The organism is Enterobacter sp. R-25, assembly GCF_049913205.1.
In the GTDB taxonomy this organism is placed as follows: Bacteria; Pseudomonadota; Gammaproteobacteria; order Enterobacterales; family Enterobacteriaceae; genus Enterobacter; species Enterobacter ludwigii.
In genome coordinates, this window is record NZ_CP183982.1 from 1680667 (window position 1) to 1700554 (window position 19888).

Sequence of the window (19888 nt, forward strand, 5' to 3'; positions counted from 1 at the left end):
GTAACAATGGCTAAATCACAAAGTATTAAACGTGAGAAGTGGGTCCGCCTTTCACTCTCCTGGCTGGTTATTGTGCTGGTGTCGGTCATCATCATTTACCCGCTGGTGTGGACGGTGGGCGCCTCACTCAACGCGGGCAACAGCCTGTTAAGCTCCTCTGTTATTCCGCAGAACCTGTCGTTCCAGCATTACGCCGACCTGTTTAATGGTCAGGTGAATTACATGACGTGGTACTGGAACTCGATGAAAATCAGCTTCCTGACCATGGTGTTGACCTTAATCAGCGTTAGCTTTACCGCCTATGCCTTCTCGCGTTTTCGCTTTAAGGGGCGGCAGAACGGACTGATGCTCTTCCTGCTGCTGCAGATGATCCCGCAGTTCTCGGCGCTGATTGCCATCTTCGTGCTCTCGCAGCTGTTGGGCTTAATCAACAGCCATCTGGCGCTGGTGCTGATTTACGTTGGCGGCATGATCCCAATGAACACCTATCTGATGAAGGGCTACCTGGACGCCATTCCTAAGGATCTGGACGAGTCCGCGCGCATGGACGGAGCCAGTAACTTCCGCATCTTCATCGAGATCATCATGCCGCTTTCCAAACCCATTGTGGCGGTGGTGGCGCTGTTCTCCTTCACCGGGCCGCTGGGGGATTTCATTCTCTCCAGCACCATTTTGCGCACCCCGGAAAAATACACCTTACCCATCGGGCTTTATAACCTGGTGGCGCAAAAAATGGGTGCCAGTTACACCACCTACGCGGCAGGCGCGGTGCTGATTGCGGTGCCGGTCGCGATCCTCTATCTGGCCTTACAAAAATACTTCGTCTCCGGTCTGACCTCCGGGAGTACTAAGGGATAACCATGAAAAGACTCAAACCCGCTTTGCTTGCTGTTTGTCTTTCTTGCGGTCTTGCCGCGAGTGCGTTCGCCGCGGACGGGGTAAAAACGCGTCCTTTTAACGCCATGCCGGCAGACTTTATTAAGGGGGCGGACATCTCGACGCTGCTCGAGGCGGAACAGCATGGCGCAACATTTTATAACCAGAACGGCCAGCAGCAGGACGCGATTGCCATTCTGAAAGCCAACGGCGTGAACTATGTGCGCCTGCGTTTGTGGGTGGATCCGCAGGATGCCAACGGAAATACCTACGGGGGCGGCAGTAACAATCTGGAAAACACGCTGGCGCTGGCGAAGCGCGTGAAGGCCCAGGGCATAAAACTCCTGCTCGATTTCCACTACAGCGATTTCTGGACCGACCCGGGCAAACAGTTCAAACCAAAAGCCTGGGAGAAGATGGATTACCCGCAGCTTAAAACGGCAATCCATGACTATACGCGCGACACCATTGCCCGCTTTAAAAAAGAGGGCGTGCTGCCGGACATGGTCCAGATTGGTAATGAAATCAATGGCGGGCTGCTCTGGCCGGAAGGCAAAAGCTGGGGGCAGGGTGGCGGCGAGTTTGACCGCGTAGCCGGGTTACTCAACGCCGCAATCAGCGGGATGAAAGAGAACCTGACCGACGGCGAGCAGGTGAAAATTATGCTGCACCTGGCCGAAGGCACTAAAAATGACACCTTCCGCTGGTGGTTTGATGAGATCACGAAGCGCGAAGTGCCGTTCGATATTATCGGCCTGTCGATGTACACCTACTGGAATGGCCCGATCGGCGCGCTGAAAGCCAATATGGATGACATCAGCAAACGCTATAACAAAGACGTCATTGTGGTGGAAGCGGCCTATGGCTATACGCTGGAGAACTGCGATAACGCAGAAAACAGTTTCCAGGCCAAAGAAGAGAAGGACGGTGGCTATCCCGGCACCGTGCAGGGTCAGTACGATTATATCCACGATTTAATGCAGGCCGTGATTGACGTTCCCGATCGTCGCGGTAAGGGCCTGTTTTACTGGGAGCCGACCTGGATTGCCGTACCGGGCACCACATGGGCCACCAAAACTGGCATGAAATATATCCATGATGACTGGAAAGAGGGAAATGCCCGCGAAAACCAGGCGTTATTTGATTGTCATGGCAAAGTGCTGCCGTCGATAACGGTATTTAAATAGTATTCTGTTTCACTTCAGGACGTTTTTAATATGAATAAATTTGCGCCTTTAAGTTCGAAGGTCGCTGCGTTATTGCATGGCGCCGACTATAACCCGGAGCAATGGGCGAATTACCCTGGTATTATTGAAAAAGATATTGCCATGATGCAGCAGGCGAAATGTAATGTCATGTCGGTGGGCATATTTAGCTGGGCGAAGCTCGAACCGCGTGAAGGGGAATATGATTTTGTCTGGCTGGATAACGTCATTGATAAATTATATTCAGCGGGGATCCATATTTTCCTCGCCACGCCGAGCGGTGCGCGCCCGGCATGGATGTCGCAAAAATACCCGCAGGTGCTGCGCGTAGGGCGTAACCGCGTGCCTGCGCTGCACGGTGGGCGTCATAACCATTGTATGTCTTCCCCGGTGTACCGTGAGAAGACATTCAAAATGAATACCTTACTGGCTGAGCGTTATTCACAGCACCCGGCGGTGCTGGGCTGGCATATCTCCAATGAGTACGGCGGTGAGTGCCACTGCGATCTGTGCCAGGAGCGCTTTCGTGACTGGCTGAAAGCGCGCTACAAAACCCTGGATGCGCTGAACCACGCATGGTGGAGCACCTTCTGGAGCCACACCTATAGCGACTGGTCGCAGATTGAGTCCCCTGCGCCGCAGGGCGAGGTGTCCATTCACGGTCTGAACCTCGATTGGCGCCGCTTTAATACGGCGCAGGTAACAGATTTCTGCCGCCATGAGGTTGCGCCGCTAAAAGCCGTCAACGCAGCGTTGCCGGTGACGACCAATTTCATGGAGTATTTCTACGATTACGACTACTGGCAGCTTGCGAAAGCGATCGACTTTATCTCCTGGGACAGCTACCCGATGTGGCACAAGGAGAAAGACGAAACCCAGCTCGCCTGCTATACCGCCATGTACCACGACATGATGCGCAGCCTGAAAGGCGGCAAACCTTTTGTGCTGATGGAGTCCACGCCGAGCACCACCAACTGGCAGCCGACCAGCAAGCTGAAAAAGCCGGGGATGCATATTCTCTCGTCAATGCAGGCGGTGGCACACGGGGCCGATGCGGTGCAGTACTTCCAGTGGCGTAAAAGCCGCGGTTCGGTGGAGAAATTCCACGGGGCGGTTATCGACCACGTGGGGCATCTTGATACGCGTGTCGGGCGCGAAGTGACGCGTCTGGGCGAAATGCTTCAGCGTCTGCCGGGGGTGGTCGGGTGTCGCACGCAGGCACGGGTGGCGATTATCTTCGACCAGCAAAATCGCTGGGCGCTGGACGATGCCGAAGGGCCGCGCAACATGGGGATGGAGTACGAAAAAACCGTTAACGAACACTACCGTCCGTTCTGGGAAAAAGGCATCGCGGTGGATGTGATTGATGCCGATGGCGATCTCAGCCAGTACGCGCTGGTGATTGCGCCGATGCTTTATATGGTGCGGGAAGGCTTCGCCGAACGCGCAGAAGCGTTTGTCGCCGGGGGCGGCCATCTGGTGACCACCTACTGGAGCGGCATCGTGGATGAAAGCGATCTTTGTCATCTCGGCGGGTTCCCGGGGCCGCTGCGTAAACTGCTCGGCATCTGGGCAGAAGAGATCGACTGTCTCGGTGAGGGAGAACGTAATCTGGTACAGGGGCTGGCGGGTAATGCGGCTGGCCTGCAGGGGCCGTATCAGGTTCGTCATCTGTGCGAACTGATCCATGTCGAAAACGCTCAGCCGCTGGCGACCTACCGGGATGATTTCTACGCCGGTCGGCCTGCCGTGACGGTGAACCGTTTCGGTAAGGGGAAAGCGTGGCATGTGGCGTCGCGCAACGATCTGCCGTTCCAGTGTGATTTCTTCGCCGGGATTATTGACGAACTGGGGCTGCCGCGGGCCATGGAATGCGATTTCCCACCGGGTGTGGTGGCAACGGCCCGCACGGACGGCGAAACCACGTGGGTGTTTGTGCAGAACTACACCGCCCAGCAGCAGCTCATTACGCTGCCGCAGGGGTATACCGACTGCATGACCGATGCCGCCGCCGCGGGTGATACCGCTCTGCTGCCGTGGGATTGTCGGGTACTCAGGCGTAAAGCGTAGTCGCTGAGGGCGTCGCGTCGTACAACCCTGGCTAATCAATCTGAAGGCGCCTGCTCTATGAGCAGGCATTTTTTTATCTGCATAACAGAGAGGCGTATTATGGACAGTGAAATAACTCAGCGTTTAATTCCTGCATTCGGCGGCGACGATAATATCGAACATGTTGAAGCCTGTATTACCCGTCTGCGCGTCACGGTAAAAGATTTAAATAAGGTGGATACGCAGGCGTTACAACAGGAGGGGGCGCTGGGCGTGATTATTATCGGCCAGCAGGTGCATGCGATATTTGGCCGCCAGTCTGATACCTTGCGGCAATTATTAGATGCGCATTTTAATCATTAACATTAAAAAAGGGATAGCCAAAATAATGGCTATCCCAAACGAGGAGAATAGACTGCCAGTTGTTGGAGATACAATAACGATTAACGCATATCAGGAAATAAACATTACCACCAGGCTTCCACCTGCACGCCAAAATTCCAGGTATTATTTGCGGTGCCGTCTTCGAAGGATTGTCCTTTCTCGGAGTCATTCAGGTAAGAGGCGAAGACGCGCAGTTCAGGACGCGACATAAAATCAGGCCCATCCGCCAGTCCGAGTGCGAGGGTGTACTTCTCTCCGCTCTGCTTGTAGCTGGAGCCGTCGGTGTAGGTATCTTTCTGGTAGAAACCGCCCACTTCACCAATCAGACGCACGTATTCGGTGAACTGGTACTGCGCGCGACCCACCAGCGAGACAAGGCGCGATTTATCGGTGAATTGCGTGGTGTCATCCGCCGAGCCCCAGGTCAGCACGTGGTTGAAGGAGAGCTTGTCCGTAATCGGAATTAAGCCGGTGTTAATCACACGGTAGCCGCTGGCGTCGTTCACGTAGTTCCACATGTCATACCAGCCGCCGCCCTGGGACACCATGTTCTGCGCCAGGCCTTTGTTCGCATACTGCAGCACCAGCTTGTTGTAGCCGCCTAACATGTCCTGGCTGATCTCACCGGTGACCATGACGCCGTTGTCGGCCTCATACAGCCCACCGTACTCTTTCTGCTTATTGGTGGGGTTTGGCATGGCGTAATCAATGCCCACTTCAGTCCATGCACCCGCCCACGGCTTCCAGCCCGCATAGCGAAGGTCGATGTAGTTGATATTAACGTCGCTATCGCCGTCCACGCGGTAGTCCACGTCGTTGGCATCGCCACGGATCCAGGCCACGGACACTGCACCCGGTCCGAGCGTGTAGTTTTCGATACCGGCACCCGCGCCTGAGATGTTCCAGTATTTGGTGTCAATGATGTGCAGGTCATGGCGCTGGTAGTAGCGCTTACCGCCCCAGATCACCGCGTTCGGATCGCCGGGGATCAGCCCCTTGATCTGCAGATTCAACTGACGCAACCCGAACTGCGCATCGTCGCCGAAGGTGGTTTCATTGTCGTTAGAGCCGTCAGAGACCATGCTCACCATGCTGTCGAGGTAGAAGCTGACATCGTTCTTTTTGTACACCTCTGAGCCCAGCTCCAGCTCGCCGTAGGTATCGGCCTCGTTACCCAGACGGCCAATTTTATTTTTTTGCCACTCCTCCATCCCACCATCCCGTGAGACGCCCACACCGGAGCGAAGATACCCATGAAAATCAATTGGTACTGAAGACGCTGCAAACAGCGAAGGAGACGCTAACGCGGCAGCCAACGCAACAGATACAGAGCGGATCGTCGTGTTCATTGTTACCCTCTTATTGTTTTGTAATACGTTCACAAATCCGCTGTCATGAAATGCCTAAACCTTTTTTCTGGCAATTGCGTGATCGTTAATCTGTGATTAAGTGCAAATAAAATAGCCAATTTTGTTACGATTGATGAGGTGTGAGCAGAAATGTAGTATTGTGAACGTAATACTTTTTGATGGTGTTATGGCAGCCAGAAGTGCCCAGTGGGCGTTTTTTTATATCGCCCCTGATACAATCAGCGCATAACAACATAAGGAACCGGACCATGAAGTCGAAAAGCGCAACGTTAGAGGACGTCGCACGCCATGCGGGCGTCTCCTATCAGACCGTGTCCAGGGTACTGAATAAATCTGCCAATGTATCCGAAGCCACGCGTCACAAGGTGGAGAAATCCATAGAGTTATTGCGGTATGTCCCGAACCGCCTGGCGCAGCAGCTGGTCGGAAAGCAGACCCAGACCGTCGGACTGGTGACGATTTCGCTGGCTTTGCATGCGCCGTCACAGGTCGCCGCGGCGGTAAAACGCTATGCAAATGTGGAAGGGTATCAGGTGTTGATCTCCATGATTGATGAGAACGTCAATCACAGCATCCAGGATTCGATCAATGAACTGAAATCTCAGCTCGTCAGTAAGGTGATCATCAATGTCCCGCTGGAAGCAGAGCAGGCGCAGAAAATCGCGACGGACAACGACGATATCGTCTGTCTGTTCCTCGACGTTGACCCTTACAGTTCCGTGTTTAACGTTTCGTTTAACCCGGCAGATGGCACCCGTGCCAGCGTCAAATATCTCTACGAACTGGGGCACCGGGAAATCGCGTTGCTGGCGGGGCCAGCCTCTTCTGTCTCGGCGCAGCTCAGGCTGAAAAGCTGGATTGAAACCCTGAAAGGTTACGGTCTGGAGCCGGCCTCGGTGATCCGCGGGAACTGGGATGCGCAGAGCGGTTACGCGGGTGCGTTGCAGATGCTGCGCGAGACGCCGCAATTTTCTGCCGTGCTGGTGGCCAACGACCAGATGGCGCTGGGGGTATTAAGTGCTTTCCATCAGCATCAGATTTCCATTCCGGGTGAAAAATCGGTGATTGGCTACGATGACACCTACGAAAGCTCATTCTTCTATCCGGCATTGACCACGGTATCGCTGGACCTGGATCTGCAGGGGAAGGAGGCGGTGCGCCGAATTCTTGACAGTGGCGAAGACAATGCCGTGCGCATGTCATCCATTTTGCCTGCCCGGCTGGTGGTGCGGCAGTCGACCGGGCCGAAAGGTGAGAAGGGCAAAAACCTGCAGGCGCTGGCGCAACAGCTTCGTGATATCGCACATCAGCTTGGCGATATGTAAAACGGTGAGCACCTCATCCCGGTGGGTGAGGTGCTGCACTCTTATTCCAGCCCCAGCGTGTACTGCGCAATCTTGAAGTAGATAATCAGACCGGTTCCGTCGATAAGCGTCGCGATAAAGGGCGCGGAAACGACGGCCGGGTCAATGCCGCAGCGCTTCAGTACCATCGGAATAACTGACGAGACAATCGCACTCCACAGCGTAATACAGACCAGCGTCAGGCTGACGATAAGGGTAATTTCCAGCCCGATACCCATCATCCAGGCGCGAACACACCCGGCAAGACCAAGCGTGGCGGCAATCATCAGCGAGGTGGTCATCTCCTTTCGTAACACGCGGCCAACGTCGCGCAGGCGCACTTCACCCAGCGCCATTGCACGTACCAGCGTGGAGGTGATCTGCGTCCCGCTGTTCCCACCGGTCCCTATCAGCAGCGGAATAAAAAAGGCCAGGGCAATGGCGGATTCCAGCGCCTCTTCGAAGTGCTGAATAACCGAGCTGGTATAGGCTTCAGCGACAAACAGCAGCAGCAGCCAGACGGAGCGTTTTTTCCACAGGCTGAAGGGGCTGGTTTCCAGATACGGCTTTTCCAGCGGCAGCGTTGCTCCCTGGAGCTGGGCATCTTCGGTGACATCATCTTCCAGCAGATGGGCGATTTCGCGTTCGGTCAGGCAGCCTACCACTTTACCGTGCGTGACCACCGGCACGACATCCGCCTCGCCGTGGGCCAGCAGCCCGGCGACATCGGCACGCTCGTCTTCCGGTTTGACCTGCAGAAATTGAGAAATCATCAGCGTTTTCACCGGCTGTACCGTATCGGCGGTCTGCAGCAGTTTGCGCACCGCAACCATGCCTGCCAGCCGACCGTTATCTTCGAGGAAAATATGCGATGGAATATCATCGTCTTTTAATTTTTCGAAAAATTGCTCGCGTGCCAGCGCCACGCATAATGAAATATCGAGGACGATAAAATCGGTATTCATATATTGCGCGATTGCGCTGTCATTGAATGCCAGGTTTTGATTGTGAATAGCGTAAGACATAGTGAATTCCCTTTGAATAATAAAATCTCTCAGGGGCGAGCAAGACAGGGCATGTCGAAGAGGAGATCCCCACGTCCTGGGTTCAGCACTGTACACCGTATCCCGTAAGGGAAGTTATACTGACAAAGCCTTGATTCGACAGTGCCTGTTTTACCCTGTGCCGGTTCTCTCGAACCCACCAGAGCGATAACGTGTATTTGTACAGGAGCCTCGCCATAACGAGATCGTTGTAAAACGAGAGGGATAATACGCCACTTTAAAAATCGCGCTGTGGAATTTAAAAGACGTTTAAGAAACGTTTAGAACAATAATTTAATCCCGCGTATTAATGACATCGATTATTCATCAATGACGGTGGTTATTGCTCAAGAGAGTATAATTCCACACCTCTGTGTTTCTAAATGGCGCTGACATTTTCGCGTGTCGTTAATGTCTTCCTGCTGGAGGTCTGAGCGGTTGATACCCCATTTAAGGTTGTTCGTTTCTAATGGTCAGCATCACGAACGCTGCGGGGTGGAATATGACGTGGTTTGACAATCTGCTGAATCATTTTGCGCTCTATCCGACGCATCTGTTCGCGCTGCTTTTCGTCATCGCGCTGAGCAAGTCTACGGTACTGGTTTCCTCCGTGCTTCCGCCGGCCTCGGTGATGCTGCTGGCAGGGATCACCGTCAGCCAGACCAGCCTGCATCCGGGACTGACGTGGCTGGCTGTCGCGGCGGGTGCCACAACAGGGTCGGTATTGAATTATCATATCGGCCAGTTGATGGGCCACACGCGGCTGGTCACGCGCTTCACCTCCCGGCACGCCGAGAAATTTTTGCGGGTACAACATCAGCTGCAGAAAAACGGCGTGCTGGTGCTCTTTACCGCGCGTTTCCTGGCGGTGCTGCGCTATATCGTCCCGCTGGCAGCGGGCATGCTCAGACTGAACGCGGCGAAGGTGTACGCGGTAAGCCTGATTTCAGCCGTCGTATGGGCGGCGCTGTATGTCGGCATCGTCACCGGCATCAGCGCCTTTTGACCTACAGGTTTCCCATTCCGCCGTCGACCAGCAGTTCCGTTCCCACCATATAGCGCGATTCGTCAGAGGCAAGATAGAGCGCGGCTTTCGCCAGCTCCGTCGGCGTGCCCATTCTGCCCAGCGGCACAAGTTTGGTGATATCCCCCAGCATCGCCTTGAGCGCTTCCTCGCTTAACCCCGTTTTATTAAATGCCGGTGTTTCTACCGGACCCGGGCTCAGGCCGTTGACGCGAATACCGCGCGGCAACAGCTCCCCTGACAGCGTGCGTGCCAGCGACAGTAATCCCGCCTTGCTGGCGGCATAAACGCTGCTGGCAGGCAGCCCGATGCGGGCGCTCACGGACCCGCACAGGATCACAGAGGAGGGATTATTGAGCAGCGGCAGCAGGGCCTGAATCAAAAAGAACGGTCCTTTAAGGTTGATGCCCATCAGGCGATCCCAGGCGTCTTCCTGCCACTCTTCAAGCAGCCCGTGCGTCACATCGCCGGCGTTAATAAACACGGCATCAAGACGCGACCAGCGAGAGGCGAGCGTGTCCGCCAGCGCTTTTTGCGCGGCGATGTCACCCGCATCGGTCGGAATAACCCAGGCATTATCGCCCAGAATGCGTTGTGCTTCGGCAAGGGTATCCGGGTTACGTCCGGTGACAGCAACGTGCGCCCCTTCGGCAATAAATTCCTGCGCGGTAGCGAGACCAATACCGGAAGTGCCGCCGGTAATCAGCGTATATTTACCTGCTAAACGACCCATGTGTTTCTCCTGAAATGACTCTGGAGAAAGCACTATAGAAACGTTAGTATCGAAAGGAAACCAGGTACCATTTGGATACTAATGAGGCAAGAGGTGTGCTATGGCGGAATCGCTCAATATACCCTGTGAAAAAAAATCTGAGGTTTATCTCTGCCCGATGACGCAGTTTGTAAACCTGATTTCCGGTAAGTGGGCCATCCCGGTGCTCTATCGCCTGATTATGCTCAATGCACCGGTCCGGTTTGGCGATCTGCTGCGCGCCGCTGCCCCCATCACGCAAAAAGAGCTCACGAAGCAGTTGCGCCTGTTTGAGCAGCGCGGGCTGGTGTCGCGCACTATCTACCCGGAGATCCCACCGCGGGTGGAGTATCAGATAACCGCGCTGGGATTAACCCTGCAGAGCGCGCTCTCCTCTCTGGCCGACTGGATGAGCGAATACGGCGATCGCCTTGAAAAGTAATCCTCAGTTTGCGAAACGCTTCCCGGAAAATTGTCACGAATCTGTCACACTCACTGCGACATTTTAAAACGAGTGAGGAATTAGGGATGAGAAAAGCACTACTCGCGCTGGCAATCGCCGGTTCCATTGCAGTGACATCTGGCGTGCAGGCGCAAGAGACGCCGGAAGGGTATCAGCTGGAACAAGTTTTAATCATGAGTCGCCATAATTTGCGCGCGCCGCTCGCCAACAATGGCAGCGTGCTCGAGCAATCCACACTGAAGCAGTGGCCAGAATGGGAGGTGCCAGGCGGCCAGCTCACCACCAAAGGTGGCGTGCTTGAAGTCTATATGGGCCACTATATGCGCGAGTGGCTGGCACAGCAGGGGATGGTGAAAACCGGCGAGTGCCCGGCCGCGGATAGCGTATATGCCTATGCCAACAGCCTGCAGCGCACTGTCGCCACCGCGCAGTTCTTTATCACCGGCGCCTTCCCGGGGTGCGATGTGCCTGTGCATCATCAGGAAAAAATGGGCACCATGGATCCAACCTTTAACCCGGTGATTACGGATAACTCACCTGAATTCCGTGAAAAAGCGCTGAAGGCGATGGAGACTGAGCGGCAGAAAATGCAGCTTGGCGAGAGCTACAAGCTGCTGGAGCAGATGACGAATTACGCCGATTCACCGTCCTGTAAAGAGAAGAACGTGTGCTCGCTGGCGGAGGCGAAAGATACCTTCAGCGCTGACTATGAAAAAGAACCTGGCGTATCGGGGCCGTTAAAAGTCGGTAACTCGCTGGTGGATGCCTTCACGCTGCAGTCTTACGAAGGCTTCCCGGCAGACCAGGTTGCCTGGGGTGAAATTAAAACCGATCAACAGTGGCGCGTGTTGTCGCAGCTTAAAAATGGCTATCAGGACTCGCTGTTTACCTCCACCGAGGTGGCGCAAAACGTGGCCAAACCGCTGGTGAAGTATATCGACCAGGCCCTCGTCACCGGGCAGGCGAAAGCGCCGAAAATCACCCTGCTGGTGGGGCATGATTCCAATATCGCGTCGCTGCTTACGGCGCTGGATTTCAAACCGTACCAGCTGCATGACCAGCACGAGCGGACGCCAATTGGCGGGAAAATTGTTTTCCAGCGCTGGCATGATAAAAGCGCCAACCAGGAGCTCATGAAGATTGAGTATGTCTATCAGAGCGCCGACCAACTGCGTAACGCCAGCGTACTGTCACTGGATGCGCCGGCACAGCGTGTGACGCTGGAGCTGAAGGGGTGTCCGGTTGATGCGAACGGTTTTTGCCCAATCGATAAATTCAATGCGGTGATGAATAACGCGGCGAAATAGGTAAAACCCCCCGCTCAGGCGGGGGGAAACGTTCAGACGTTTTTACGTTCGATGGTTTGCTCACCCCAGAAGAGCGCGTCTTTGTCCGTTTTCCCGAAGGCACGTTCCAGCACTTCATCGCTGCCTTCTTCCCAAATCTGCTCTGCCAGCTTTTCGTCATAGTTCGCGACTTCAAAAATGGCTTCGGCGATCTCCGGAGAGGTGTTGCGTAAACTTGCCCATTCACCCACGCGATGGGCTTTGGATTCTTGAGTTGGCATGCTTGTCCTCCTGTTGAGTTAGCCGTTCAGTTTTTTGGCGAGGCCTGCGACATACTCACCCTGATAGCGGGCGATAGTGAGCTCTTCGTTGCTCGGCTGTCGGGAGCCATCGCCACCGGCAATGGTGGTGGCGCCGTACGGTGTCCCGCCACGAACCTGGGAAATATCAAACAGTTCCTGCGCGCCGTAGCCAATCGGCACAATCACCATCCCATGATGAGCAAGGGTAGTCCAGGTTGACGTAATCGTCTGCTCCTGACCGCCGCCGGTCCCGGTGGAGCTGAAGACGCTGGCGAGTTTGCCGTATAACGCTCCGGATGCCCAAAGTCCTCCGGTTTGATCGAGGAAGGTCCGCATCTGGCCTGACATATTGCCAAATCGGGTAGGGGTGCCGAAAATAATGGCATCGTAATCAGCCAGTTCCTGCGGGGTGGCAACCGGGGCATTTTGTGTTTTCCCCCCGGCTTTGGCGAACGCCTCAGCCTGCATCGTTTCCGGTACGCGTTTCACCACAACTTCTACGCCGTCCACTCTGTTTGCACCTTCTGCTACCGCGTGAGCCATGGTTTCAATGTGTCCATACATGGAATAATAGAGCACCAGAACTTTTGCCATTTTGCATCACTCCTCGTTTGTGTTTTCTGACAGCGGATCGCTGCGTTCATTTAAAGATAAGTCATCACAGCCAGACTGCAAAAATGAACGGCATTTCTTTGATTTATAACAATATGGATACAAAAGCGCTTTGTAGCAAAATGAAACAACTTTCCCGCTGCGGATTTTTAAAATGATAAGAAAGGCTTATAAATGGCCGTCGCGTAATCTCACCCGAATGGCTGAGATCATGTTGCAGAATATTACCTCTGACTTGCCGGATAGCCGCATTCCACTAAGCTTAATTTCACGTGGCACAGATAAAGGCACTGTCCTTCAGCCGCGCGGTGAAAGAATCCTCTTTTACTGAATGCAATATGATGTCTAATGTTTCACACTCTGGAGGTTAGAGATGGCAAACCATCGTGGTGGTTCAGGTAATTTCGCTGAAGACCGTGAAAGAGCATCAGAAGCAGGTCGTAAAGGTGGCCAGTCTAGCGGGGGGAATTTCAAAAATGACCCTCAGCGCGCATCAGAAGCTGGCAAAAAAGGGGGCAAAAACAGTCATGGCAGCAATAAGTAATACGCCGGGCTGATACCCTGCCGCCGGGATCTCCCGGCGGTTTTTTATTTCTGCAACATTGAACTGTCACCAAAGGCATCGCACACTAGAGGATTGATGCTTATTTGCTGGTGCCGCATGTCTCTCTCCCGTTTCACATTCTCCGTCAAACCTCAGGAAGCCCTTCTCATTCTGATCACCATGTTCTGGGGCGGAACCTTTCTCGCCGTCCAGTATGCGGTTACGCTGAGCGGTCCGTTCTTTTTTGTCGGCCTGCGCTTTGCGACGGCGGCGATTGCCGTGGGATTACTCTCGCTTAAAACCTTGCGCGGGCTGACGCTTAAAGAACTGAAGGCCGGGGTGGCCATAGGGGTTGCGATTGCCATGGGCTACAGTCTGCAGACGTGGGGATTACAGACCATCACCAGCAGCAAATCGGCGTTTATCACCGCCATGTATGTGCCGCTGGTGCCGTTACTGCAATGGCTCTGTCTGGGGAGAATACCGGGTCTGATGTCCTGCACGGGGATCGTGCTGGCGTTTGTTGGCCTTATCTTGCTTGCCGGGCCGGAAAACAACCTGCTGGCGCTGGGGCCGGGCGAAATCATTACGCTGGTGGGCGCTATTCGCGATTGCCGCGGAAATTATTCTGATCAGCGCCTGGGCTGGCAAAGTGGACGTCAAGCGCGTCACCGTGGTTCAGCTGGCGACCGCGTCGCTGGTGGCTTTTGCCACCATGGTGCCGGCAGGGGAGTCTGTTCCGCCGATGTCCACCGGGCTGGTTGTGGTGGCGCTGGGGCTGGGTATCTTTAGCGCCATTATCCAGGTCACCATGAACTGGGCGCAGCGCAGCGTTTCCCCGACGCGTGCGACGGTTATCTATACTGGTGAACCGGTATGGGCGGGCATTTTCGGGCGTATCGCCGGAGAGCGTTTACCGCTGCTGGCGCTGGTGGGTGCGGCGTTTATTGTCGCCGGCGTGCTGGTGAGTGAGCTGAAGCTGAAACGGAAGAAAAAAGCGCTGCCAGAGCGTGACAGCGCTGCGATAAATCAAGAGTCCTGATGTACCACGTCGCCCTGCGGTGCGGCCGCTTCCCGGCGGCTCAGCAGGGCGTTAAGCAGGATTGCGCCAAAGGTTGCGGTGCCAATCCCACCAAGGGTGAAGCCGCCCAGCGTCAGGGCAAAATCTCCCGCCCCCAGCACCAGCGTGACCGCCACCATAATCAGGTTGCTGTTCTGGCTCAGATCGACACGGTGCTGCACCCAGATGCGTGCCCCGGCAACGGCAATCAGACCAAATACCACAATCGATGCCCCACCAATCACCGGCGCGGGAATGGTGTGGATCAGCGCGCCGAATTTCGGTGAGAAGCCGAGGAGCATCGCCATCACCGCTGCCGCCACGAAGACCAGGGTGGAGTAAACTTTGGTCACTGCCATCACACCAATATTTTCAGCGTAGGTCGTTACGCCGCTGCCGCCGACCGAGCCGGAGAGCATGGTAGCCAGACCGTCGCCGACAAAGGCGCGGCCCATGTAAGGGTCCATGCTGCGCCCGGTCATACCCGCAACGGCTTTCAGATGGCCTAAGTTTTCTGCCACCAGGATCACCGCAACCGGCGCAATTAACATCATCGCCTGCGTGTTAAAGACCGGAGACGTCACCTGCGGCAGGCCGAACCAGGCGGCGTTATGCAGCAGCGTAAAATCAACCGGCTTGCCCAGACCGAAGACGTTTGCCAGCAGGGCGTACACCAGACAGGCAACGATTAACCCCACCAGGATCAACAGTCGCTGGATCATCCCCCGCGTAAACACCGCCACCAGGCCAATGCAGAGTACCGTGATCACCGCCATCCAGCTTTCAAAGGGCGAACCGGAAACACTTCTGACGGCTATTGGCGCAAGGTTCAGACCAATTGCCATTACCACTGCCCCGGTGACGACGGGAGGCATCATCCGCTCTATCCAGCGCGTCCCGACCTTCATGACCACCAGGCCAATCAGCGTGTAGACCAGCCCGCAGGCGATAATGCCGCCCAGCGCGACGCTCAGATTCGGGTTGATGCCCTGACCGTTAAAGCCGGTGGTGGCGATGACCACGCCGACAAACGCAGCGCTGGAACCAAGATAGCTGGGCACGCGCCCGCCGGTGATGAAAAAGAACAGCAGGGTACCGATACCCGACATCAGAATGGACAGATTGGGATCAAGCCCCATCAGCATGGGCATCAGCACCGTTGCGCCGAACATCGCAACCGCGTGCTGAACCCCCATCACTAAGGTTGGCCCGAGCGGGAGCCTTTCATCCGGCGCGACCACGCCAGGTTCCGTAGAGGTCGATTTCAACTGCCAGTGGGGAAAACCGAACATTGCCATGAGCTGACTCCTTAAGGAGGGTTAACAGGCGGGTCGCATAAGCGCGTGATAGCCGCGGTCAAACCACACCAGCCCTTGCGGCGCGGGGTGGCGAATAATCGAAACGATGTCGCAAAACAGGATGTCGTGCGTGCCCACGCTCACCACCTGGCTGATACGGCAGTCAAACGAGGCCAGCGCCTCCTCCAGACGCGGGCAACCCGTTTCGCCGGTCTCCCAGCGCGCGGCGGCGAAGCGCTCGTCCATCGGGGTTTTCCCCCCAAACAGGTTTGATAGCGGCTCTTGTCCGGCGCTCAGGGTATTGACGCACAGGGTGCGGTTTTCACTGAAGGTCGGCCAGACGGATGCGCCACGGTTCAGGCATACCAGCAGCGTGGGTGGTGAATCCGTTACGCTGCACACCGCGCTGGCGGTGAAGCCCGCCATCCCGGCAGGACCGTCGGTGGTGATGATATTGACCGCCGCACCGACGCAGGCCATGGCATCACGGAAGGTTTGTTTATCGGGTGTCATCATGATGGCTCCTTATGCCAGTGCGCATGCGTCTTCAAAGGCCAGACGCGGCAAACGGCCGTAGAGTTTGCTGGTATCGCCATAGCCAATATTGATAAGCAGATTACTTTTTAGCGACGTGCCGGTGAAAAACGCGTCGTCGACTTTTTGGCGATCAAAGCCTGACATCGGGCCCGTATCGAGCCCCAGCGCCCGACAGGCGAAAATCAGGTAAGCCGCCTGCATCGCGCTGTTGCGAAAGGCGGTCTCTTCGGCAAGCGCCGGGCTTGAGGTAAACCAGCTCCGCGCATCCCCGTGGGGGAACAGGACGGGCAGGCGTTCATAAAATTCACTATCCCAGGCGACAATCGCCGTGACCGGGGCGGTGAGGGTTTTCTCCAGGTTGCCGCTGGAAAGCGCCGGGCGCAGTTTTTCTTTTCCCTCTGCGCTTCGTACAAACACAATCCGCGCTGGCGAGCAGTTGGCGGACGTGGGACCCCATTTCATCAGGTCGTAGATCTCGCGCAGCGTCTCGTCGCTGACGGGGATCGCCTGCCAGCCGTTATGGGTGCGTGCGCCGGTAAACAGTGATGCCAGCGCGCCAGGGGTAATCGCTTCGCTCATCAGGGCTCCTTATAAAGCGGGTTCAGGGCTGTGCAGCAGGCTGGCAAGCCCGTTCAGCAGCAGCGTATTAAAAGTTTCTGGCTCGGTGACGTTGCAGGCGTGCCCGCCCTGGCGCATTACCACCTTGTGGCTGCCGGGGATGGCCGCCTGCAGCTCAGTGGAACAGACCGCAGGGATGAGCAGATCGTCGGCGGAGCAGATGAGGTGTACCGGGCAGTGAATGCGTGACGCATGGCGACTGAAGTCCGCTTTCTTCAGGGCATTCAGCCTGTGCAGCAGGTTGTTTTTGCCCTGGAAGTGGGCCAGTGCCAGGGCCTCCTCGGCCTCCAGGCGCGGCGCGCGGGCGGCCATCCAGTCGGCCGGGTAAAGAAACAGCGGCTGTGCCTCTACCCACGCCTGTGCGCCGCCTGCATGAAGCAGGCGTTCGCGGATCTGGAAACAGCGTCGGGTATGAGCATTCAGAGTGAGCCAGCCGTTCACGCACACCAGCGCGCTGAGGGCATCGGGGTGGTCGAGCGCCAGCTGCAGGCCGATCAGCGCCCCCAGCGCATGACCCACGACGCAGTAACGAACGATCCCGGCGGCATTCAGCGCCCGGGCCAGCTCGTCGGCCATCATCGCCAGACTATATGCTTCCGGCAGCACGTCGGGATTATTGCCCGTCCCGCGCTGGTCGTAGCACACCACCTGGTACTCTTGCTCCAGGACGGCAAGCTGCGGTAGCCAGTAGCTGCCGCCCCCGCCAAGCCCGGCAATCAGGACAACCGTGGGCGCGCCGTCGTAAGGGGGAGGTGAGACAGAGAGCTTCATGGCCGCCTCACTTTGCGATGTGTGCAACGGTCGCGATTTCAACCAGCGCATCTGGCTTCACCAGCCCACACTGAATGCAGAACCGGGCCGGTTTATCACCGGGAAAGAATTCGGCGTAAATGTCGTTAATCGCGGCGTAGTTTTTCCAGTCGGTGATAAAGATACTGTTGAACGTCACATCCTCCATTGTGCCACCCGCTGTTTCGATCACTTTTTTGATCGTCTCCAGCACGTGGCGGGTTTGCGCCTTTGGGTCGTTGGGGTAGACCACGTTATTGTGCTGATCAAACGGCAGCGTGCCGGATACATACACCACACCATCGGCCAGCGTGCCGGGCACGAACGGGGCAATCGGGGTACTGGTTCCTGGCGGAATAATCACGGATTTCGGCATGGTCTTGTTCCTCAGGCAATACGGGCTAATGGTGGATTCAGGGCGTCGCAAAAATCCGCGACGTTGCTGACCCAGCCAAAAAAGGTTTCGATGTTGAACAGGGCCGCTTGCTGCGCAAACGCCGGCCCGGCCTGATGGGTGGCGTCTTCCAGCACCACGCCAAAATATTCCAGGAAGAAGCCGTCGCGCAGGGTGGATTCCACGCAGACGTTGGTAGCGATGCCGGTAAAGACCAGATGACGGATCCCCCGGCTGCGCAGCAGGCTGTCGAGCGGGGTGTTGAAAAAGCCGCTGTAGCGTGGTTTGGGCAGCACGATATCGCCTGCCTCTGGCACCAGCTCATCCACCAGCTGGTAATCCCAGCTGCCTTTCGCCAGCAGTGTGCCCTGCAGTTCGGGCCGTTTGCGCATGGTTTTCAGGGCGTTCGATTTATGGAAATTGGGAGAGCCCGGGCCACCGGCCTCCACATATTGATCGTCCCAGCCGTTCTGGAACCAGACGATCAGCATGCCTGCCGCGCGGGCTGCGTTGACTGCGGTTTTAATGTTCTCAATTACCGGTCGGGTGGCGGAGACGTCAAATCCCGCCAGATCCAGATAGCCGCCCTGGCTGGCATAGGCGTTTTGCATATCCACCACAATCAGGGCGCTTTGGTGCGGCGCAAAGGTGATGGCTTCCGGACGTGCTGCAAGCGTGGTCATTACGCGACCTCCTTTGTGATGGCAGGAATGTGGGCGCGGCACTGCATCAGCGGCTGAATGCGCTCGCCGAATGTTTCCACACCGGTCAGGAACTCATCGAAGGTCAGCAGCACGCCTTCCGCTCCGGGCACGGCGGCCACTTCATCGAGCATTCTGGCGACGCTGGCATAGGAACCGACCAGCGTGCCCATGTTGATGTTGACCGCTGAGGTCGGGTCGGCCATCTGACGGACGTTGGTGTCCGAGCCGGAACGGGTATCTTTCTGGCTCTGTTCGGTGAGCCAGCTCAGCGCTTCGTCGTCCGCGCCCGCCTTATACCGTTCCCATTTCGCGCGGGCGGCGTCGTCGGTTTCGTCGGCAATGACCATAAACAGGACATAGGAACCCACATCGCGACCGGTTTTGTCCGCGGCCTCTTTCATGCGTGCCGCGGTCGGGGCGAAGGCGGCTGGGGTATTCACGCCTTTGCCAAAGCAGAAGTTGAAGTCGGCGTATTTAGCGGAGAATTCCATTCCTGCGTCGCTCTGCCCGGCGCAGATCACTTTCATCGGGGCGGAAGGCTGCGGGCTGACGCGGCAGTCGTTCATGGTGAAGTAATCACCTTTGAAGTCGCTTTTGCCGGTGCCCCAGAGATCGCGCAGCACCTGCACATACTCGGTCAGGTAGTCATAGCGGCGGGAGAAATACTCGTCGCCCGGCCAGATCCCCATCTGCTCATACTCAGGTTTTTGCCAGCCCGTAACCAGGTTAACGCCAAAGCGACCACCGGAAATGGAGTCGATGGTGGAGGCCATTCTGGCAACGATCGCTGGCGGCAGGGTGAGGGTCGCGGCCGTCGCGTAGATCTGAATGCGCGAGGTGACGGCTGCCAGCCCGGCCATCAGGGTGAAGGACTCCAGGTTGTGATCCCAGAATTCGGTTTTGCCGCCGAAACCCCGCAGTTTGATCATCGAAAGCGCAAAATCGAAATGGTAGTGCTCCGCCTTCTGCACGATAGCTTTATTCAGCTCAAAAGTAGGCATGTATTGCGGGGCGGTGGTCGAGATTAGCCAGCCGTTGTTGCCGATAGGTACAAATACGCCAATTTTCATCACGAACCTCTCTTTACGACGTTGCAGGTAAAAAGGGTTTTGCAAAGGCAATGCCAGTTTTGAAAATGGCTTTGTTATTAATGTGTTAATCAATGGTTGGTTAATTGAGATATGCAAATGTGGACTAAATGGTCAAAAACATTGCACAGAAAACAGGCATTCATGC

Annotated in this window: 21 protein-coding genes, 1 pseudogene and 1 riboswitch; of the genes and pseudogenes, 10 read left to right on the plus strand and 12 right to left on the minus strand. The window is 56.1% G+C overall.

What is annotated here, in order from left to right; translation table 11 throughout:
* Positions 1–6: 6 nt before the first annotated feature.
* From ACN9MQ_RS07915 to ACN9MQ_RS07930, 4 genes are all read left to right on the plus strand, one after another.
* Positions 7–858, plus strand: a complete 852-nt coding sequence (locus tag ACN9MQ_RS07915) for a sugar ABC transporter permease (RefSeq protein ID WP_244047865.1) — start codon at positions 7–9, stop codon at positions 856–858.
* 2 nt (positions 859–860) lie between these two features.
* Positions 861–2063, plus strand: a complete 1203-nt coding sequence (locus ACN9MQ_RS07920; protein ID WP_020884732.1) for a glycoside hydrolase family 53 protein — start codon at positions 861–863, stop codon at positions 2061–2063.
* A gap of 30 nt (positions 2064–2093) precedes the next feature.
* Positions 2094–4151 carry a beta-galactosidase gene (locus ACN9MQ_RS07925; protein WP_244047866.1) on the plus strand — a complete coding sequence of 686 codons (2058 nt, stop codon included), beginning with the start codon at positions 2094–2096 and terminating at the stop codon, positions 4149–4151.
* Positions 4152–4250: 99 nt separating this feature from the next.
* Positions 4251–4493, plus strand: coding sequence for a glucose PTS transporter subunit EIIB (locus ACN9MQ_RS07930; RefSeq protein WP_025204491.1), 243 nt, complete (start codon positions 4251–4253; stop codon positions 4491–4493).
* A 104-nt stretch (positions 4494–4597) separates the two neighbouring features.
* Here the strand turns inward: ACN9MQ_RS07930 and ACN9MQ_RS07935 are convergent, their stop codons facing one another.
* On the minus strand, positions 4598–5863 hold the full coding sequence (locus ACN9MQ_RS07935; RefSeq protein WP_032681282.1) for a maltoporin: 1266 nt from the start codon (positions 5861–5863) through the stop codon (positions 4598–4600).
* A gap of 269 nt (positions 5864–6132) precedes the next feature.
* Between ACN9MQ_RS07935 and ACN9MQ_RS07940 the strand changes: the two genes are divergently transcribed.
* A complete protein-coding gene (locus ACN9MQ_RS07940) occupies positions 6133–7209 on the plus strand; it encodes a LacI family DNA-binding transcriptional regulator (RefSeq protein WP_032677847.1) in 1077 nt (358 codons plus the stop codon).
* Between the two features lie 41 nt (positions 7210–7250).
* Here the strand turns inward: ACN9MQ_RS07940 and ACN9MQ_RS07945 are convergent, their stop codons facing one another.
* Complete coding sequence (locus ACN9MQ_RS07945) at positions 7251–8252, minus strand: magnesium transporter (RefSeq protein WP_020884727.1); 1002 nt, start codon at positions 8250–8252, stop codon at positions 7251–7253.
* 60 nt (positions 8253–8312) lie between these two features.
* Positions 8313–8482, minus strand: a riboswitch (M-box (ykoK) riboswitch).
* Between the two features lie 290 nt (positions 8483–8772).
* Here ACN9MQ_RS07945 and ACN9MQ_RS07950 point away from each other — a divergent pair.
* Complete coding sequence (locus ACN9MQ_RS07950) at positions 8773–9276, plus strand: DedA family protein (RefSeq protein WP_032670645.1); 504 nt, start codon at positions 8773–8775, stop codon at positions 9274–9276.
* A 1-nt stretch (position 9277) separates the two neighbouring features.
* Here the strand turns inward: ACN9MQ_RS07950 and ACN9MQ_RS07955 are convergent, their stop codons facing one another.
* Complete coding sequence (locus ACN9MQ_RS07955; RefSeq protein ID WP_020884725.1) at positions 9278–10027, minus strand: SDR family oxidoreductase; 750 nt, start codon at positions 10025–10027, stop codon at positions 9278–9280.
* A gap of 100 nt (positions 10028–10127) precedes the next feature.
* Between ACN9MQ_RS07955 and ACN9MQ_RS07960 the strand changes: the two genes are divergently transcribed.
* Together ACN9MQ_RS07960 and agp are read left to right on the plus strand one after the other, a co-directional pair.
* On the plus strand, positions 10128–10487 hold the full coding sequence (locus tag ACN9MQ_RS07960) for a winged helix-turn-helix transcriptional regulator (RefSeq protein ID WP_426021586.1): 360 nt from the start codon (positions 10128–10130) through the stop codon (positions 10485–10487).
* A gap of 86 nt (positions 10488–10573) precedes the next feature.
* Entirely contained in the window at positions 10574–11815 is a 1242-nt protein-coding gene (gene agp, locus ACN9MQ_RS07965) for a bifunctional glucose-1-phosphatase/inositol phosphatase (protein ID WP_426021587.1), read from the plus strand.
* A gap of 32 nt (positions 11816–11847) precedes the next feature.
* Here agp and ACN9MQ_RS07970 read toward each other — a convergent pair whose 3' ends face one another.
* Both ACN9MQ_RS07970 and wrbA read right to left on the minus strand, forming a co-directional pair.
* On the minus strand, positions 11848–12075 hold the full coding sequence (locus ACN9MQ_RS07970) for a YccJ family protein (protein WP_014169490.1): 228 nt from the start codon (positions 12073–12075) through the stop codon (positions 11848–11850).
* An 18-nt stretch (positions 12076–12093) separates the two neighbouring features.
* Positions 12094–12690 carry an NAD(P)H:quinone oxidoreductase gene (gene wrbA, locus ACN9MQ_RS07975; RefSeq protein WP_014169491.1) on the minus strand — a complete coding sequence of 199 codons (597 nt, stop codon included), beginning with the start codon at positions 12688–12690 and terminating at the stop codon, positions 12094–12096.
* 391 nt (positions 12691–13081) lie between these two features.
* On the opposite strand from wrbA, the gene ACN9MQ_RS07980 reads away from it, so the two are divergent.
* Both ACN9MQ_RS07980 and ACN9MQ_RS07985 read left to right on the plus strand, forming a co-directional pair.
* A complete protein-coding gene (locus ACN9MQ_RS07980; RefSeq protein WP_001273664.1) occupies positions 13082–13252 on the plus strand; it encodes a general stress protein in 171 nt (56 codons plus the stop codon).
* 117 nt (positions 13253–13369) lie between these two features.
* A pseudogene (locus ACN9MQ_RS07985) lies at positions 13370–14294 on the plus strand (DMT family transporter).
* Here ACN9MQ_RS07985 and rutG read toward each other — a convergent pair.
* From rutG to rutA, 7 genes are read right to left on the minus strand one after another with little or no spacing between them, the layout of a single operon-like run.
* Positions 14282–15610, minus strand: coding sequence for a pyrimidine utilization transport protein G (rutG, locus tag ACN9MQ_RS07990; protein ID WP_014169495.1), 1329 nt, complete (start codon positions 15608–15610; stop codon positions 14282–14284). The pseudogene ACN9MQ_RS07985 and the gene rutG overlap by 13 nt on opposite strands.
* Before the next feature lie 21 nt (positions 15611–15631).
* Positions 15632–16126: an NADH-dependent FMN reductase RutF gene (gene rutF, locus ACN9MQ_RS07995; RefSeq protein ID WP_014169496.1), complete on the minus strand. Its 495-nt coding sequence runs from the start codon at positions 16124–16126 to the stop codon at positions 15632–15634.
* Positions 16127–16135: 9 nt separating this feature from the next.
* Positions 16136–16726 (minus strand): malonic semialdehyde reductase, encoded by a 591-nt coding sequence (locus ACN9MQ_RS08000; RefSeq protein WP_020884720.1) that lies wholly within the window; start codon positions 16724–16726, stop codon positions 16136–16138.
* Between the two features lie 9 nt (positions 16727–16735).
* The gene (gene rutD, locus ACN9MQ_RS08005) at positions 16736–17536 is read right to left on the minus strand and encodes a pyrimidine utilization protein D (protein WP_020884719.1); all 801 of its coding nucleotides are present in this window, start codon (positions 17534–17536) and stop codon (positions 16736–16738) included.
* A 7-nt stretch (positions 17537–17543) separates the two neighbouring features.
* Positions 17544–17930 (minus strand): pyrimidine utilization protein C, encoded by a 387-nt coding sequence (gene rutC / locus ACN9MQ_RS08010; RefSeq protein ID WP_020884718.1) that lies wholly within the window; start codon positions 17928–17930, stop codon positions 17544–17546.
* A gap of 11 nt (positions 17931–17941) precedes the next feature.
* Complete coding sequence (rutB, locus tag ACN9MQ_RS08015) at positions 17942–18631, minus strand: pyrimidine utilization protein B (RefSeq protein WP_020884717.1); 690 nt, start codon at positions 18629–18631, stop codon at positions 17942–17944.
* On the minus strand, positions 18631–19722 hold the full coding sequence (rutA, locus tag ACN9MQ_RS08020) for a pyrimidine utilization protein A (RefSeq protein ID WP_025204484.1): 1092 nt from the start codon (positions 19720–19722) through the stop codon (positions 18631–18633). The genes rutB and rutA overlap by 1 nt, the downstream gene beginning before the upstream one ends.
* Between the last annotated feature and the right edge of the window lie 166 nt (positions 19723–19888).